At 65.0% G+C, this 15,551-nt stretch carries 9 protein-coding genes and 1 pseudogene; 7 read left to right on the plus strand and 3 right to left on the minus strand.

The window, feature by feature from the left end; translation table 11 throughout:
* The first annotated feature begins 274 nt into the window (after positions 1–274).
* The 7 genes and pseudogenes from ACT6VE_RS23710 to trxA all read left to right on the plus strand — a co-directional run bounded on the left by ACT6VE_RS23710 (position 275) and on the right by trxA (position 12,333).
* Positions 275–2,728 (plus strand): ATP-binding protein, encoded by a 2,454-nt coding sequence (locus tag ACT6VE_RS23710; RefSeq protein WP_444800826.1) that lies wholly within the window; start codon positions 275–277, stop codon positions 2,726–2,728.
* A gap of 15 nt (positions 2,729–2,743) precedes the next feature.
* Complete coding sequence (gene tsaE, locus ACT6VE_RS23715) at positions 2,744–4,240, plus strand: tRNA (adenosine(37)-N6)-threonylcarbamoyltransferase complex ATPase subunit type 1 TsaE (protein ID WP_444800827.1); 1,497 nt, start codon at positions 2,744–2,746, stop codon at positions 4,238–4,240.
* A gap of 13 nt (positions 4,241–4,253) precedes the next feature.
* Positions 4,254–4,988, plus strand: a complete 735-nt coding sequence (locus ACT6VE_RS23720) for a nucleotidyltransferase family protein (protein WP_069060509.1) — start codon at positions 4,254–4,256, stop codon at positions 4,986–4,988.
* A gap of 25 nt (positions 4,989–5,013) precedes the next feature.
* Positions 5,014–5,134: pseudogene (locus tag ACT6VE_RS23725) on the plus strand (endonuclease domain-containing protein); the annotation flags it as partial.
* A 35-nt stretch (positions 5,135–5,169) separates the two neighbouring features.
* A complete protein-coding gene (gene addB / locus ACT6VE_RS23730) occupies positions 5,170–8,349 on the plus strand; it encodes a double-strand break repair protein AddB (protein WP_444800828.1) in 3,180 nt (1,059 codons plus the stop codon).
* Positions 8,342–11,917, plus strand: coding sequence for a double-strand break repair helicase AddA (gene addA / locus ACT6VE_RS23735; RefSeq protein ID WP_444800829.1), 3,576 nt, complete (start codon positions 8,342–8,344; stop codon positions 11,915–11,917). Before addB ends, addA begins: the two co-directional genes overlap by 8 nt.
* A gap of 95 nt (positions 11,918–12,012) precedes the next feature.
* Positions 12,013–12,333 (plus strand): thioredoxin, encoded by a 321-nt coding sequence (gene trxA / locus ACT6VE_RS23740; RefSeq protein WP_444800830.1) that lies wholly within the window; start codon positions 12,013–12,015, stop codon positions 12,331–12,333.
* A gap of 57 nt (positions 12,334–12,390) precedes the next feature.
* On the opposite strand, the gene ACT6VE_RS23745 is transcribed toward trxA, so the two are convergent.
* From ACT6VE_RS23745 to trpA, 3 genes are read right to left on the minus strand one after another with little or no spacing between them, the layout of a single operon-like run.
* Entirely contained in the window at positions 12,391–13,734 is a 1,344-nt protein-coding gene (locus ACT6VE_RS23745; RefSeq protein WP_444800831.1) for a bifunctional folylpolyglutamate synthase/dihydrofolate synthase, read from the minus strand.
* A gap of 23 nt (positions 13,735–13,757) precedes the next feature.
* Complete coding sequence (gene accD, locus ACT6VE_RS23750) at positions 13,758–14,669, minus strand: acetyl-CoA carboxylase, carboxyltransferase subunit beta (protein WP_444800832.1); 912 nt, start codon at positions 14,667–14,669, stop codon at positions 13,758–13,760.
* A 42-nt stretch (positions 14,670–14,711) separates the two neighbouring features.
* Positions 14,712–15,551, minus strand: coding sequence for a tryptophan synthase subunit alpha (gene trpA, locus ACT6VE_RS23755; protein WP_444800833.1), 840 nt, complete (start codon positions 15,549–15,551; stop codon positions 14,712–14,714).

Below are 15,551 nucleotides of genomic sequence, written 5' to 3' on the forward strand. Positions count from 1 at the left end.
ACCAAAACAACTCGTGGGGGCGCGCTTCACACACGCGCCCCGCCTCTTTTTTGGGCCCGTCCCTTCCCGACGATTCGGTAAACAAGTATCGTTAAGCAATTGATTCGGCGTTGAGATGCGGACCTTACGCGCCGGATGGGATGTCTTGTCGATCAGGCGGCAAACGGACGGAGACATACCGGGGATGATGTCGGAATTGAAACGAGGCCGTTCCAGGCAGGCTTTTGCCATGCCGGAACGGGACATGGCGCATTCGTTTGCGCTACAAAAATTTATGGTTAACAGATGGTTTACGAACGGCAGGCGCCGTCTCGTTTCGATCCTGGCGGCCGGTTCTGCGCTGGCATCTGTTGCCGGCCCGGCCCATGCCGCTGGTCCCTATCTCGCCACGACCGAAATCGTCACCATTTCCATGTTGCTCGGCGTGATGTCGGCGGCGATGGTTTCTGCCATCTGGATGATCCGCCAGCGCGGCCGCATGGAAGCGGAGAGCCGCGAGATGAAGGCGCATCTGTCCGATGCACGCCACAATGTTTCCCGCCTCCAGGCGCTGATCGGCGACAAGGACCGCCGCATCGTCGTGTGGGACGGCCTTTCCGACAAGCCGGAATTCCTCGGCCAGCTGCCGGCGGAAACCGGCGCACCACAGGCCGACCGCGACTTCCTGGCCTTCGGCCGCTGGCTGAAACCCAATTCCGCCGCAGATATCGAACGCGCCGTGGAGCGGCTGCGCTCGCAGGCGCAGAGTTTTGACCTCATCATCGAGACTTCGCGCGACGAGGTCATCGAAGCGCAGGGCCGTGTGTCCGGCGGACAGGCTTTCGTGCGTTTCGTCGCCCTCAACAATCTTCGTGCCGAGGCAGCCGAGCTGAAGCTCGAGCGCGCCCGGCTGGTTCAGGCGCTTACCACGCTGCAGGGCCTGCTCGACCAGATCGACCTTCCCGTCTGGCAGCGCGCCGGCGATGGTTCGCTTGCCTGGGTCAACGAGGCCTATGCCGAGGCCGTCGAGGCCAAGGATGCCGCCAGCGCCGTCCACGAGGGACGCGAACTGCTGCCGACCATCGCGCGCGAAAAAATCCGCGCCGCCAGCACCTATGATGCGCCCTTCCGCGACAAGATCTCGACCGTCGTGCATGGCAATCGCAGCTTCTTCGACGTCGTCGATGCTAAGAGCGCAACGGGCTCGGCCGGCATCGCCGTCAACGTTTCCGATATCGAGGCCGTGCGCGAGGAACTTGTGCGCACGCTAAAAAGCCATGCCGAGACGCTCGACCATCTGGCGACACCCGTCGCGATCTTCGACGGCGAACAGCGCCTGCAATTCTACAACCAGGCCTTCCAGCATATGTGGGAGATCGAGACGGCCTTCCTCGAAAGCAAGCCGGGCAATGGCGAACTGTTCGACAAGTTGCGTGCCGGCGGCAAGCTGCCGGAACAGCTGAACTGGAAACAGTGGAAGGACGCGGCACTTTCCGTCTACCGCGCGATCGAAACCCAGATCGACCTCTGGCATCTGCCGAACGGCCAGACGCTGCGCGTCTTCGCGACCGCGCGCCCACAGGGCGGCGCCACCTGGGTCTTCGAGAACCTGACCGAAAAAGTCGACCTCGAAATCCGCTACAACACGCTGGTGCAGGTGCAGGACGAGACCATCGACCATCTCGCCGAAGGTGTGGCGGTGTTCAGCCCGGATGGGCGCATCCGGTTGTCCAATCCGGCCTTCCGCGCGCTTTGGGGCATCAGCGAGGCCGAGGTGAAATCCGGCACCCATATCCGCGCCATCGAGCAGGCCTGTGCGGTCTCCTACGACAAGCCGGATGGCTGGAAGCGCTTTGCGCATATCATTACCAGCTTCGACGACGAGCGCCCCTCATGCCAGGGCGTGCTGGAGCTGCGCACCGGCCTGATTCTCGACTTCGCCGTCATTCCGCTGTCCAACGCCCAGACGATGCTGACCTTCGTCAACGTCACCGACAGCGTGCGCGTCAGCCGCGCGCTGACGGAAAAGAACGATGCGCTGCGCAAGGCCGACGCGCTGAAGAACGATTTCGTCCAGCATGTCTCCTACGAGCTGCGCTCGCCGCTGACCAATATCATCGGCTTTGCAGACCTTCTGAAGACGCCAACCATGGGCGAACTCAACGACCGGCAATCGGAGTATGTCGACCACATCGCGACCTCCTCGGCCGTACTCTTGACGATCGTCAACGACATTCTCGACCTTGCCACCGTCGATGCCGGCATCATGGAACTCGACTACAGCGAGATCAACCTGACGGACCTGCTCGACGACGTGTCGATGCAATTTTCCGATCGCCTGCACGACGCGCAGGTAACGCTGGAAATCACCGCGCCGGACAATCTCGGCACCATCGTCGCCGACCAGCAGCGCCTGAAGCAGATCCTCATCAAGCTGCTGAGCAATGCCGCGAATTTTGCGCCGGAGGGCACCTCCATCGGGCTCCGATGCTGGCGCGAGGGTAGCGACCTCGTCTTCACCGTTTCCGACCGCGGGCCGGGCATTCCGCAGGACGTGTTGAAGACGGTGTTCGATCGCTTCGAGAGCCACGGCCGCCATGGCGGCGCGGGCCTGGGTCTCTCCATCGTCGAAAGCTTCGTCAGCCTGCATCACGGCACCGTCACGATCGATAGCCACGAGGGTCGCGGCACGGATGTCGCCGTCCGCCTGCCCTCCGCGACGATGACGTCGTTTGCAGCGGCGGAATAGGCCCGAAGGACCGCCATGTCGCTCGACATCTTTCTCGCCGACGACGCCGCAACCATCCGCTTCGGCGAGGACATGGCGCTCGCGCTGAAGCGCGGCGACTATGTTGCGCTCTATGGCGATCTCGGCGCTGGCAAGTCGACCTTTGCCCGCGCCGTGATCCGTGCCATCGCGGACGATGCCCTGCTGGAAGTGCCGAGCCCGACCTTCACGCTCGTGCAGAGCTATGAGCTGCGCATCCCCGTCGCGCATTTCGACCTTTATCGTATTGCGGATGCTGCCGAGATCGACGAACTTGGGTTCGATGAAGCGCTTTCCGACGGTATCTGCCTCGTCGAATGGCCGGAGAAGGGTGCTGGCGCGCTACCGACGGACGGGATCACGCTGCGCTTCGTGCACGAGGGTGACGGCCGCCGCGTCGAGATCGACGGGCCGCCGGCAGCACTTACCCGGATTCGGCGCTCGCTGGCGATCCGCGCCTTCCTCGACAATGCCGGCTATGAGAATGCTACACGGCGGCACCTGACGGGCGATGCGTCCGTTCGTGCCTACGAGCATGTCTACACGGGTGAAAAGCGCCTCGTCCTGATGGATTCGCCGCGGCACATACCGGGGCCGATCCTCGCCAACGGCAAATACTACCAGCAGATCGCGCATATCGCCGAAGATGTGCGGCCGTTCATCGCGATCGGCAGATACCTCGTCTCCCGCGGCCTTCGTGCGCCTGCCATCTACGACATGGACATCGACCAAGGTATCCTGCTGATCGAAGACCTCGGCAGCGAGGGTGTCCTCGACGCCGATGGCGTGCCGATCACTGAGCGCTACCGCGAAAGTGCCGCCTGCCTTGCGCGCATGCACGGGCAGGTTTTTGCGCGTGATCTGCCCGTCTCTGATGGCATCGCCCACCGCGTGCCGGATTTCGACCGTGACGCCATGCAGATCGAAGTGAGCCTCATCACCGACTGGTATCTGCCCTGGAAGCGGGGAACGCCGGCAAGCGACGAAGAACGGCGCGACTATATCGCGATCTGGGACGCGCTGATCGAAAGCCTCGCGGAAGCGGAACACAATCTGCTGCTGCGCGACTTCCATTCGCCGAACATCATCTGGCGCCCGGAGGCGACCGGCACCGACCGGGTCGGCATCATCGACTTCCAGGATGCGATGATCGGGCCATCCGCCTATGACGTCGCCTCGCTGGTGCAGGATGCCCGTGTCGACGTGCCGGACGGCGTGGCCGACGATGTGCTCGACCACTATCTTGATCTGCGTGGCAAAGACGCCGGTTTCGATCGCGAACGCTTCCTGCGCGACTGGCATGTCATGGCGGCACAGCGCAACTGCAAGCTCATTGGCCTGTGGGTGCGGCTGATGCAGCGCGACGGCAAGCCCGCCTATATGCGCCATATGCCGCGCACCTTCCGCAATCTTACGCGTGCGCTCGGCCATCCCGACCTCGCCCCCTTGCGCGACTGGTGCGAAAAGGCTGGAATCCTCGCGACCGAATCATAAGCGCGAGTATCCGATGACAATCGAAGACGCCATGGTGCTGGCCGCCGGCCTTGGAACGCGCCTGCGCCCCATCACCGATACGATGCCGAAGCCGCTGGTGCCGATCGCCGGAAAGGCGATGATCGACTATGGGCTCGATGCGCTGGCAGAGGCGGGCGTGAAGCGTGCCGTCGTCAACATTCATCACTTCGCCGACCAGATGAAAGCCCATCTCGCAACGCGCACGGAACCAGCGATTATTCTCTCCGACGAAACCGACGGCCTGATGAATTCGGGCGGCGGGCTCGCCAAGGGCTTGAAGCTGCTTGGCCGGGATCCTGTGCTCGTGATGAATGCCGACCTGTTCTGGATCGGCGAGACGCCCGGGCGGCCGAGCAATCTCGCCCGGCTGGCCGAGGCCTTCGATCCTGACCGCATGGACATGTTGCTGCTTTGTGTAAAGCTGGAGGACACGACCGGCCACAATGGCAAGAAGGATTTTTCCATGGACGCGGCGGGGCACCTCAAGCGCTACAAGGACGGCGACGGTACGCCGTACGTTTATGCCGGTGCCATCGCCATGATGCCTGGTCTGCTGGATGACGCGCCCGACGATGCCTTCAACCTCAACATCTATTTCGACCGGGCGATCGAAAAGGGCCGGCTGTACGGCATCATGCTGGAAGGCCACTGGATCACCGTCGGCACGCCGGACGCGATCGGTGCTGCGGAGGCCGTGATCGGCGCCTTCCGCGAGGCGGCGGCGTGACATTCACCGAAAGGCATGAGGGGTCTCCCCCTCATCCGACCCTACGGGCCACCTTCTCCCCACGGGGGAGAAGGGGAAACGAGACGTTTGCGGTTTTTTCCTTCTCCCCCGCGGGGAGAAGGTGCCGGCAGGCGGATGAGGGGGCGTCTCGCACTGCGATCGCGCCTCCTGGAGAACTGCCATGACGGAACGCGGTCGCATCTACTCCATTCCGGCGAGCCTGCCCTTTCTGAAGACGGTGGCCTCGACCCTCATCGACGGCCAACTTGTTCCCGGCTTTACCTACGATCCGGCCGATCCGCTGGCGCTGGCCGACGTGACGGTCTATGTGCCGACCCGGCGCTCCGCCCGCGTGCTGCGCTCGGAATTCGTCGATCTTCTCGGCGGGCGCTCGGCGATTCTGCCGGTCATCCGGGCGCTCGGCGAGACCGACGACGACAGCGGCTTCTTCGATGACGTCACGCCGGCGCTGCTCGACATGGCGGAACCGCTTTCCGGGCCGACGCGGCTTATCGAACTCGCCCGCCTCGTGCTGGCCTGGCGCAACCGCCTGCCGGCCGCTGTCACCGCCGTGCATGCCGAAAGCCCGCTGGTGGCGCCGGCGAGCCCGGCCGATGCCGTCTGGCTTGCCCGCAACCTCGCCGACATCATCGACGCGATGGAGACGGAGGAGCTGGATTGGCTGGCGCTCGACAATCTCGATGTGTCCAACCATGCGCTCTGGTGGCAGCTGACCGCCGAATTTTTGAAGATCGCCAGCGAATATTGGCCGGCGCGGCTGACCGAGCTCAACCGCTCCTCGCCATCGCTGAGGCGCAATGCGACGCTGCATGCCGAAACCGAGCGCTACAGGCACGCACCGCCCGCAGGCCCCGTCATCATCGCCGGCTCGACCGGTTCCATTCCCGCGACGGCCGGTCTTATCGCCGCCGTAGCGGAACTGCCGAACGGCGTCGTCATCCTGCCGGGGCTCGACCGTTTCATGTCCGATGCCGAATGGCTGCTCGTCGGCCATCAGGGCGGTGCGGCTGGCGCGCAGAAACCGGATGCAGCCGCCCGCAGCCATCCGCAATATGGCCTTTATCGCCTGCTCGCCCGCATGGGCTGCACTCGCAACGATGTCGACCCGCTCGGCACGCCCCCCGAAGCGTTGGAATACCGTTCAAAAGTCCTCTCAAGTGCCTTCCTGCCGACACAGGCGACGGCGAGCTGGGGCGACGTTCGCGGCGCGCTCGATGTCGAACGACTGGCGGACGCTTTCCGTGACGTCTCGCTCGTCGAGGCGGCCAATGAACGCGAGGAGGCGCTGGCGATCGCCATTGCGCTGCGTCTTGCGCTGGAGGATGGCGAAGATGCCCAGGCCGCGCTGATCACACCCGATCGCAAGCTCGGGCGGCGGGTGGCGGCGGAGCTTGCGCGATTCGGCATCGAGGCGGACGATTCCGCCGGCACGCCGCTCCTGTCCACGCCACAGGGCACGCTTCTGCGGCTTCTGGTGGAGTCGGCGTTGCGTCCCGGCGATCCGGTGCCGCTCGTCGCACTTCTAAAACACCCGCTCGCCCGCTTTGGCTTGCCTACCGCCGACCTCAGCGACGCCGTCACTGCGCTGGAGTTGACGGCGCTGCGCGGCGGCACGGCCGAGATCGACATTTCCACGCTCGAACCCCTGCTCGACGCCGCTCTGGAGCGCCAGGCGGACGACCGCCATCCGCCCGTCTGGCGCACGGCCCTGCCGGAGCAGGCTATCCCGCTTGCCCGTGATCTTGCACGCCGCGTCGCTGACGCCGTCGAGCCGCTGGCCGGCGTGCTCGTGCAGCAGAGCCGCACCGGGCGTCGCTTTTCGTCGAAACTCACCGTTTCCGACTGGTCCGAGCGGACCGGCCGCGCACTGGAGACGGTGGCGGTGGATGAACGCGGCGATCTTGCTGCGCTCTGGTCCGGCGAAGCGGGCGACGCCCTTGCCAACCTGCTGAAGAGCGTGATGGAGACGGACGGGCAGATCGAGGCGGACGGGCCGCAATGGTGCGACATCATCGAGGCGCTCGCAGCGAGCGAAAGCGTCAAGCCGCGCTCCATGCGCCACCCCCGTGTCTTCATTTTCGGCGCGCTCGAATCGCGCCTGCAGAGCGTCGATACCGTCGTGATCGGCGGGTTGAACGAGGGCACCTGGCCGGGACAGGCGACGAACGACGCCTTCCTGTCGCGCATCATGAAGGTGGAAATCGGCCTGGAGCCGCCGGAACGGCGGATCGGCCAGCTGGGCCATGATTTGCAGATGGCGGCCGCGACCCCCAAACTGATCCTGACCCGGGCGCTGCGCAACGGCACGGCACCGACCGTCGCCTCGCGCTGGCTGCAACGGCTCATCGCCGTCGGTGGTCCGGTTCTGGCGGCCGATCTGCGCCTGCGCGGCAAGGACTTCATCGACTGGGCAAACCAGCTCGACAAGGGACCCAACGTGGCGAATGCCACGCGCCCGGCACCGCGACCACCCGCCGAGCTGCAGCCGAAAAAATACTCCTTCAGCCAGATTGGCCGCCTGCGGCGCGATCCTTACGCGATCTATGCCCGGCATATCCTGCGTCTCGATCCGATCGCACCGTTCAACCTCGATCCGGGGCCGGCCGAGCGCGGCTCGCTCTACCACCGCATCGTCGATCGTTTCGTGCGGGAGGAGGCAACGGGCGAGCCCCACACCATCGTCGCCCGCATCCTGAACGAGGAATTTAATGCGGTCGCGCTGCCGCCGCATATCGATGCCGTCTGGCGCCCGCGGTTTGCCGCGGTCGCCCGCGCCTTCGTGACATGGCATCTCGAACGGGCCAGCGGCGTGCGCGAAAGCCTGACGGAAGTTCCGGCCTCGCTCGATCTCGGCGTCGCCGGTATCCGGCTGACCGGCATTGCCGATCGGATCGACATCCTGCCAGATGGCAGCGCCGATATTCTCGACTATAAGACCGGCAGCACACCCTCGCTCAAGGTGGCACGGGCGCTGCTCGATCCACAGCTGGCACTGGAAGCGGCGGCACTCAAGCGCGGCGCCTTCCGCGGGCCGGGCATCCGTGAGCCGGCAAACCTTCTTTATGTGCGCCTCAAGCCGGGTGAGCGGTTCAAGGCCGAACAGGTCAACAACGAACACGCCAAATCCGCTGGCACGATACCGAAATCCGCGGCCGACCTCGGTGAGGATTCCCTGGCGGAACTAGAAAAGCTGCTGACCGGGCTGATCGAGGGGCGCTACGGCTTCGCCTCCCGGCTCATTCCGGAGCAGGAACGCGACTATGGCAGCGAATACGACCATTTGGCGCGGGTCGCCGAATGGTCGTCGGCGGAAAATGGCGGGGAGACCGAGGATGCTTGAGGACGGTGTTCCCAAGGACGATCGGCCTGCCTCCGCCGATCCGGCCACCTGGCTGAGCTGGACGTCACAGAAACAGGCGACGGCGTCGGATCCCGACCGCTCGGCCTGGGTTTCGGCCAATGCCGGCTCGGGCAAGACGCACGTCCTGACCCAGCGTGTCATCCGGCTGCTGCTCGCCGGCTGCCGGCCATCGGCCATCCTCTGCCTGACCTATACCAAGGCAGCAGCCTCCGAAATGTCGAACCGCGTCTTCGAGCGGCTCGCCGATTGGGCGACACTCTCCGACGCGGAACTGTCCGAGCGCGTGGCCTCCGTCGAGGGCAAGCGGCCGGACCTCCTCAAGCTCGCCGACGCGCGCCGCCTGTTTGCCCGGGCGCTCGAAACGCCGGGCGGCCTCAAGATCCAGACCATCCACGCCTTCTGCGAGGCGCTGCTGCACCAGTTTCCGCTGGAAGCCAATGTAGCCGGTCATTTTTCCGTGCTCGATGACCGGGCGGCAGCGGTGCTTCTGGCAGATGCCCGCCGCACGCTGCTGACGGCAACGACGAGCGAGGACGACGCGGCGCTGACCGACGCCTTCGCCACCGTGCTCGACATTGCCGACGATACCGGGCTCGAGCGGCTGATCTCCGACATCGTCGCGCGCCGCGGGCCGATCCGGGAGTTTCTTGAAGGCGCGACGAAAGCCGGCGGCGCCGATGTCGTGCTGCGCCGGGAAACCGGGCTCGATCCCAGCGAGACGGCGGAGGACATTCTGGCGTCGTTCTGGCCGCTCGATGGCTTGCAGGGTGTCACGCTTGAATCCTACCTCGTCGCCGCCGAAAATCTTGGTAGCGAGACGGTGAAGGCGTCCGCTGCCGGTTTGCGCGGTCTGATAAAGCTGACGGATGCCGAGGCGCGGCGGGCGGCACTCTACGATCTGTTCTTCACCGGCGCAGGCGCGCCGCGCAGCCTGGATCGCTCGTTCTTCTCCAAGAAAGTTCGCGACAGCGCGCCCTATCTGGAAGAGGCGCTGCTGGCCGCGCAGGCGCATATCACGGCCTGCGACGACCGGCTGCGGCGCTTTCGCATGTATGAGGCGACATCGGCAGCCCTTGTCATCGCGGAGCGGCTGATCGGCGACTATGAGGATTTGAAGCGGGCCCGCAGCCTGCTCGATTTCGACGACCTGATCGACCGGACGGCGGCGCTTTTGACCCGTGACCGGGTGAGCGCCTGGGTGCACTACAAGCTCGACCAGGGCATCGGCCACATCCTCGTCGACGAAGCACAGGACACCAGTCCGCGGCAATGGCAGATCGTAAAAGCCTTGACCGATGATTTCTTTGCCGGCGAAACGGCGCGTATCACGGGGCGCACGATCTTCGCCGTGGGCGACGAGAAACAGTCGATCTACTCCTTCCAGGGCGCGCGGCCGGAACGCTTTGCCGAGGAAGGCCGCGAGGTTTCGCGACGCACGCGGGCGGCGGACACCGCCTTCAGCCCGATCCGCCTGCTGCTCTCCTTCCGCTCGACACGCGACGTGCTGTCGGCCGTTGACCGGGTCTTTCTTGACGCCGGCAATGCGCGCGGGCTGTCGCCGGATGGCGGGGAGATCGTGCATGCCTCCAATCGCGGGCGCGAGCCGGGGGCCGTCGATATCTGGGAGGTGATCGCCGCACCACCCGGGCTGGACGAGGACGACTGGACGGCACCCTTCGATGCCGTGGCCGAAGAGGCACCGATCAACGTGCTGGCGCGGCGCATCGCCGACACGCTGGCGGGCTGGATCGGCCGCGAGACCGTGACGGAAAAGGGCAAGGCGCGGCTGATGGCCGCCGGCGACGTCATCGTGCTGGTGCGCAAGCGCGACGCCTTCGTCAATGCGCTGACCCGCACCCTGAAGCAGCGGCACAACCTACCCGTCGCCGGTGCCGACCGGCTGGTGTTGACAAAACATATCGCCGTGCAGGACCTGATGGCGCTCGGCCGCTTTGCCGTGCTGCCGGAGGACGATCTTTCCCTGGCGGCACTGTTGAAAAGCCCGCTGTTCGGCGTCGGCGAGGACGCGCTGTTCGAACTGGCGGCGCGGCGCGGCGAAAAGGAAGGCCTCTGGGCGCGGTTGCGCGTGGCAGGGGAAGAGGATGTCACGCTTTTTTCCATCGTTCGGCGGCTGGAAAACCTTGTCCATGATGCGCGCGGCCAGTCGGTGCATGATTTTTATGCCCGCATCCTGGGTGCAGGCGGCGGGCGGCGGGCGTTTCTTGCGCGGCTCGGCACGGAAGCCGGCGAGATCATCGACGAATTCCTCACCTTCGCGCTGGAGCAGGAGGAAAACGGCCTGCCCGGCCTTCAAGCCTTCGTTTCCACGCTGGAGCTGGAGGCGCCGACGGTCAAGCGCGAGCAGGACAAGGCGCGCGGCGAAATCCGCATAATGACCGTGCACGCGGCAAAAGGGCTGGAGGCGCCGGTGGTGTTCCTCGTCGATGGCGGGGCAAAGGCCTTCAGCCACAGCCATATGCCGACCTTGCGCTTCCTTTCGGCACCAAACCTCGCCGGTGGTCTGCCGGCCTGGCTGCCGCTGAAGGATTTCGGCAATGCGCTGACCGGGGCCGATGCGGAGCGCATAAAGGCCGGTGCCGAAGAGGAATACCGCCGGCTGCTCTATGTGGCGATGACGCGTGCTGCGGACCGGTTGGTGGTTTGCGGCTATCGCGGGCGGCAGGAGAACAAGGATACCTGGCATCCGATGATCGCGACGGCGCTGTCATCCGATAGCGAACGCGCGGTCGAGACAACCTTTTCAACGGCGGGCGAGAGCTGGCAGGGCCTGGCCTGGCGTGAGGCCGGCGCGGCGGCAGTCGGCGATGTCGTCGCGGCCTCCGTCGAGGAGAAGACCAGAACCATCCTGCCCGAAGCGCTCGGCAAACCCCTGCCGGTGCAGAAAGCCTTGCCGCGGCCGCTGAGCCCATCCGGTGCCGCAGCAGTGATCGAGACGGATGCAGCCGATCTGCTGGTGCCCTCGGCGCTGTTTGCGCGGCGGGGCAGCGCCGGTCCGGATACGGGGCTAGCGCTGGAGCGCGGGCGCATCCTGCATCGGTTCCTGCAAGTCCTGCCGTCCTTCGAGCCGGACGAACGGCCGGAAGCGGCGCGGCGTTATCTCGAACGGGCCGCCGCGAACTGGCCGGCGGCGGCGCGGGCCTCGCTTGTTGCGGCGGCGCTGGCGGTGATCGACGATGGAAGCCTGGCGACGATCTTTTCCCCTGCGGCGCGAGCGGAAGTGTCGATCATGGGCACATTGGCGCTGGGCAGCCGTGACTACGCGGTATCGGGTCGGATCGACCGCATGGCCGTCAGCGAAACGGCGGTGGAGATCGTCGACTTCAAGACGAACCGGGTGCCGCCGGCATCGGCGGAGGCGATTCCCTTCGAACACCGCGCGCAGCTGGCGATCTACCGCGCGATCCTCGGACCGCTCTATCCCGGCCGGGAAATCCGCTGCGGACTGATCTACACGGAAGCGGCGAAAACCTATTGGCTGGAGGCCGGGGTCTTGGAGGCGAGCCTTGCCGAACTCACGTCAAAGTGAGATACCGGGCGGAACAATCCACCGTCGGCCGGGCTTGAAACCGCAGGTCGGAAACATCACATCCTGTGCAACAATCACCCTTCAAGGAGAGCCTCATGGCTACCGTTAAAGTCGATCAGTCCAATTTCGAGGCTGAAGTGCTGAATTCCGTCGAGCCGGTCGTTGTCGATTTCTGGGCCGAATGGTGCGGCCCGTGCAAGATGATCGCGCCTGCGCTTGAGGAAATCGCCACCGAACTGGCCGGCAAGGTGAAGGTCGCCAAGCTGAACATCGACGAGAACCCGGAACTCGCCGCCAAGTTCGGTGTGCGCTCGATTCCGACGCTCGCCATGTTCAAGGGCGGTGAAGTGGCCGATATCAAGGTCGGCGCAGCGCCGAAGACGGCCCTCGCCTCGTGGATTTCCAGCGCCGCCTGATCGGCTGACGACTGTTTTAAAGAAAAAGCCCGGCTTTCCCGCCGGGCTTTTTGTCGTTCAGGTGGGCGGCGTGCCGTTGTCGGCGAGAACATCACCGACGAGGTAGAGCGAGCCGCCGATCAGGATGCGCGGCGGCACGGAATCTTCCTCGGTGATGTGGCCGATTTCGGCAAGCGCATCGGCCACCGTCAGGAGGGGTGCTGCTTCGAGGCCGGCGCGGGCGGCATCCTCGGCAAGCGCCACCGGATCGAGCCCCGCATCCGAGCCGCGGATCGGCACGGTGAAGACCCGTTCGGCCAGCCCGCCGAAGGGTTCGAAATAGCCGATCGGGTCCTTCGTATTGATCATGCCGGTGATGAGGAAAAGCGGGCGCGCCTCGCGCTCCTCGAAATTCGCCATGGTTTCGGCAATCACCTGGCCGGCACCGGGATTATGCCCGCCATCGACCCAGATTTCGCTGCCGCGCGGCGCAAGCCGCAAGAGCGCGCCGTCGGTCAGCCGTTGCAGGCGGCCCGGCCATTCGACGCGGACAAGGCCCATCTCCAGGGCATGGTCGGAGATCGTGAAACCGGCCGCCTTGACGGCGCGGATCGCCGCGGCGGCATTGCCATATTGGTGACGGCCCGGCAGGCGCGGCAAGGGCAGGTCGGCCAGACCGAACTCGTCCTGGTAGACGAGACGGCCATATTCTTCATGTGCCATGAAATCCTGGCCGTAGACGGCGTAGGGGCAGCCAAGCCGCTGGGCGGTCTCGATCAGCACGTCGCGGGCGGCATCTTCCGTCTGGAAGCCGATGACGACCGGCGTGCCGCGCTTCATGATGCCGGCCTTTTCCGCCGCGATCAGTTCGACACGGTCGCCCAGATAGGCCTGATGGTCGAGCGAGATCGGCATGATGACGCTGACGGCCGGGTGGGGCATGACATTCGTCGCATCGAAACGGCCACCCAGGCCGACCTCGATGATCGCCACATCCGCGGGATGCTCGGAGAACAGGACGAAGGTGACGGCGGTCAGGATTTCGAAGACCGTGATTTTTTCCCCGCCATTGGCTTCCGCCACGCGGCGCACGGCATCGGCGAGAACGGCGTCTTCCACGAACTGGCCGCGTCCGCCCGCAACACCGAGACGATAACGCTCATGCCAGTTGACGAGGTGGGGCGAGGTGTGGACGTGGACGCCAAAACCCTGGGCCTCCAGGATCGAACGGCAGAAGGCCGTAACCGAGCCCTTGCCATTGGTGCCGGCCACATGGATGACGGGCGGCAGTTTCAAATGGGGGTCGCCGAGCGCTGCGAGAAGCCGCGTGATGCGGTCCAGCGAAAGATCGAATCCCTTGGGATGGAGACCGAGAAGCTTCTCGATCTCCGCTGCCGCTTCGCTGGCCGTTACCATCGTCATGCCGCCCTCGCGTGATGGGGCTTTTACTGCGCCGCGATGGCGACAGCGCCGTTCGCGACGACAGGGGATGCCGCCGCTGCCGGCTTCTTCATCAGAATTTTCAGAAGGCGGGCCAGCATGTCGGGAATATCATGGCGCTTGACGACCAGGTCGATCATGCCGTGTTCCAGCAGGTATTCCGACGTCTGGAAGCCCTCGGGAAGTTTTTCGCGGATCGTCTGCTCGATGACGCGCTTGCCGGCGAAGCAGATTTCGGCACCCGGCTCAGCAAGGTGGATATCGCCCAGCATGGCGTAGGAGGCCGTGACACCACCGGTCGTCGGGTTGGTGAGCACGACGATGTAGGGAAGACCGGCTTCCTTGAGCATTTCCACGGCCACCGTGGTGCGCGGCAGCTGCATCAGCGACAGGATGCCTTCCTGCATGCGCGCGCCGCCTGAGGCGGGGAACATGACGAGTGGGCATTTTTCGGCGATCGCCCGTTCAAAGGCCTTGATGATCGCCTCGCCTGCGGCAATGCCGAGCGAACCGCCCATGAAGTTGAACTCATGCACGACCGCGACGAGCTTGACGCCGCGCGACTTGCCGACGCCGGCGACAATGGTGTCTTCCAGATCGGTCTTGGCGCGGCTGTCGCGCAGGCGATCCGTATACTTCTTCGAATCGCGGAACTTCAGCGGGTCCTGCGCCACCTTCGGCTGCTGCAGGGCCTCGTAGACACCGTCGTCGAACAGATCCTTGAGCCGCGCCTTGGCCGGCATCTTCATGTGATAGCCCGAAGCGGGGATGACCCACTTGTTTTCCTCGAGATCGCGGTGAAACACCATCTCGCCGGTTTCCGGGCACTTGATCCAGAGGTTTTCCGGAACGTCCCGGTCGGGGCGGCCAAGCATCGAGTTGATCTTCGGCCGAACGTAATTCGTGATCCAGTTCACGGTCTAGACTCCCGTTATAATGGTGGTTCCCATGTGGGAACTTTACTCCGCCGCTGCAAGGCGCGACGCGCGTACGCCGGATGCGAGGCTCATGACCAGCGTCTCGACGCCGGCAACGGTGGCGGCACTGGCCTTGCCATCCGCCGTCAGGCTGGAGGCGATCTGGTTGACGATGGCGGTGCCGACGACGACACCATCCGCCGAAGCACCGATGGCGCGGGCGTGTTCCGCCGTCTTGACGCCGAAGCCGACGCAAACCGGCAGGCTCGTATGCGCCTTGATGCGGCCGACGGCGCCGCCGATGAGCGACGGATCCGGCAGAGCCGAACCGGTGATGCCGTTCATCGAGACGTAATAGACGAAGCCGGAGGTGTTTTTCAGGACCTTCGGCAGGCGCTTCTCGTCGGTGGTCGGCGTTGCCAGGCGAATGAAGTTGATGCCCTTGGCGAGCGCCGGGATGCACAGTTCGTCATCCATTTCCGGCGGCAGGTCGACGACGATCAGGCCGTCGATGCCGGATTCGAGCGCCTCGTCGAGGAAGCGGTCGACGCCGTAGATGTAGATCGGGTTGTAATAGCCCATCAGCACGATCGGCGTCGCGTCGTCGTGCTTGCGGAAGTCGCGGGCCATCTGGATCGTCTTGGCAAGCGTCTGGCCGCCGGCGAGCGCGCGCTGGCCGGCCAGCTGGATCGCCGGGCCGTCGGCCATCGGATCGGAAAACGGCATGCCGAGTTCGATGACGTCGGCGCCTGCCTTCGGCAGCGCCTTCATGATCTCCAGCGAGCTGGTATAGTCCGGGTCGCCGGCCATGAAATAGGTGACGAGGGCCGGGCGGCCTTCTGCGGCGACATCCGCAAAACGTTTGTCCATGCGTGCGGTCAT

It is taken from the genome of Shinella sp., from assembly GCF_052438155.1.
Taxonomy (GTDB): domain Bacteria; phylum Pseudomonadota; class Alphaproteobacteria; order Rhizobiales; family Rhizobiaceae; genus Shinella.

Coding starts and splice junctions, on each gene's coding strand:
- ACT6VE_RS23710 (WP_444800826.1), top strand. CDS start 275: ATGGTTAACAGATGGTTTACGAACGGCAGGCGCCGTCTCGTTTCGATC.
- tsaE (WP_444800827.1), top strand. CDS start 2,744: ATGTCGCTCGACATCTTTCTCGCCGACGACGCCGCAACCATCCGCTTC.
- ACT6VE_RS23720 (WP_069060509.1), top strand. CDS start 4,254: ATGACAATCGAAGACGCCATGGTGCTGGCCGCCGGCCTTGGAACGCGC.
- addB (WP_444800828.1), top strand. CDS start 5,170: ATGACGGAACGCGGTCGCATCTACTCCATTCCGGCGAGCCTGCCCTTT.
- addA (WP_444800829.1), top strand. CDS start 8,342: ATGCTTGAGGACGGTGTTCCCAAGGACGATCGGCCTGCCTCCGCCGAT.
- trxA (WP_444800830.1), top strand. CDS start 12,013: ATGGCTACCGTTAAAGTCGATCAGTCCAATTTCGAGGCTGAAGTGCTG.
- ACT6VE_RS23745 (WP_444800831.1), bottom strand. CDS start 13,734: ATGACGATGGTAACGGCCAGCGAAGCGGCAGCGGAGATCGAGAAGCTT.
- trpA (WP_444800833.1), bottom strand. CDS start 15,551: ATGACCGCACGCATGGACAAACGTTTTGCGGATGTCGCCGCAGAAGGC.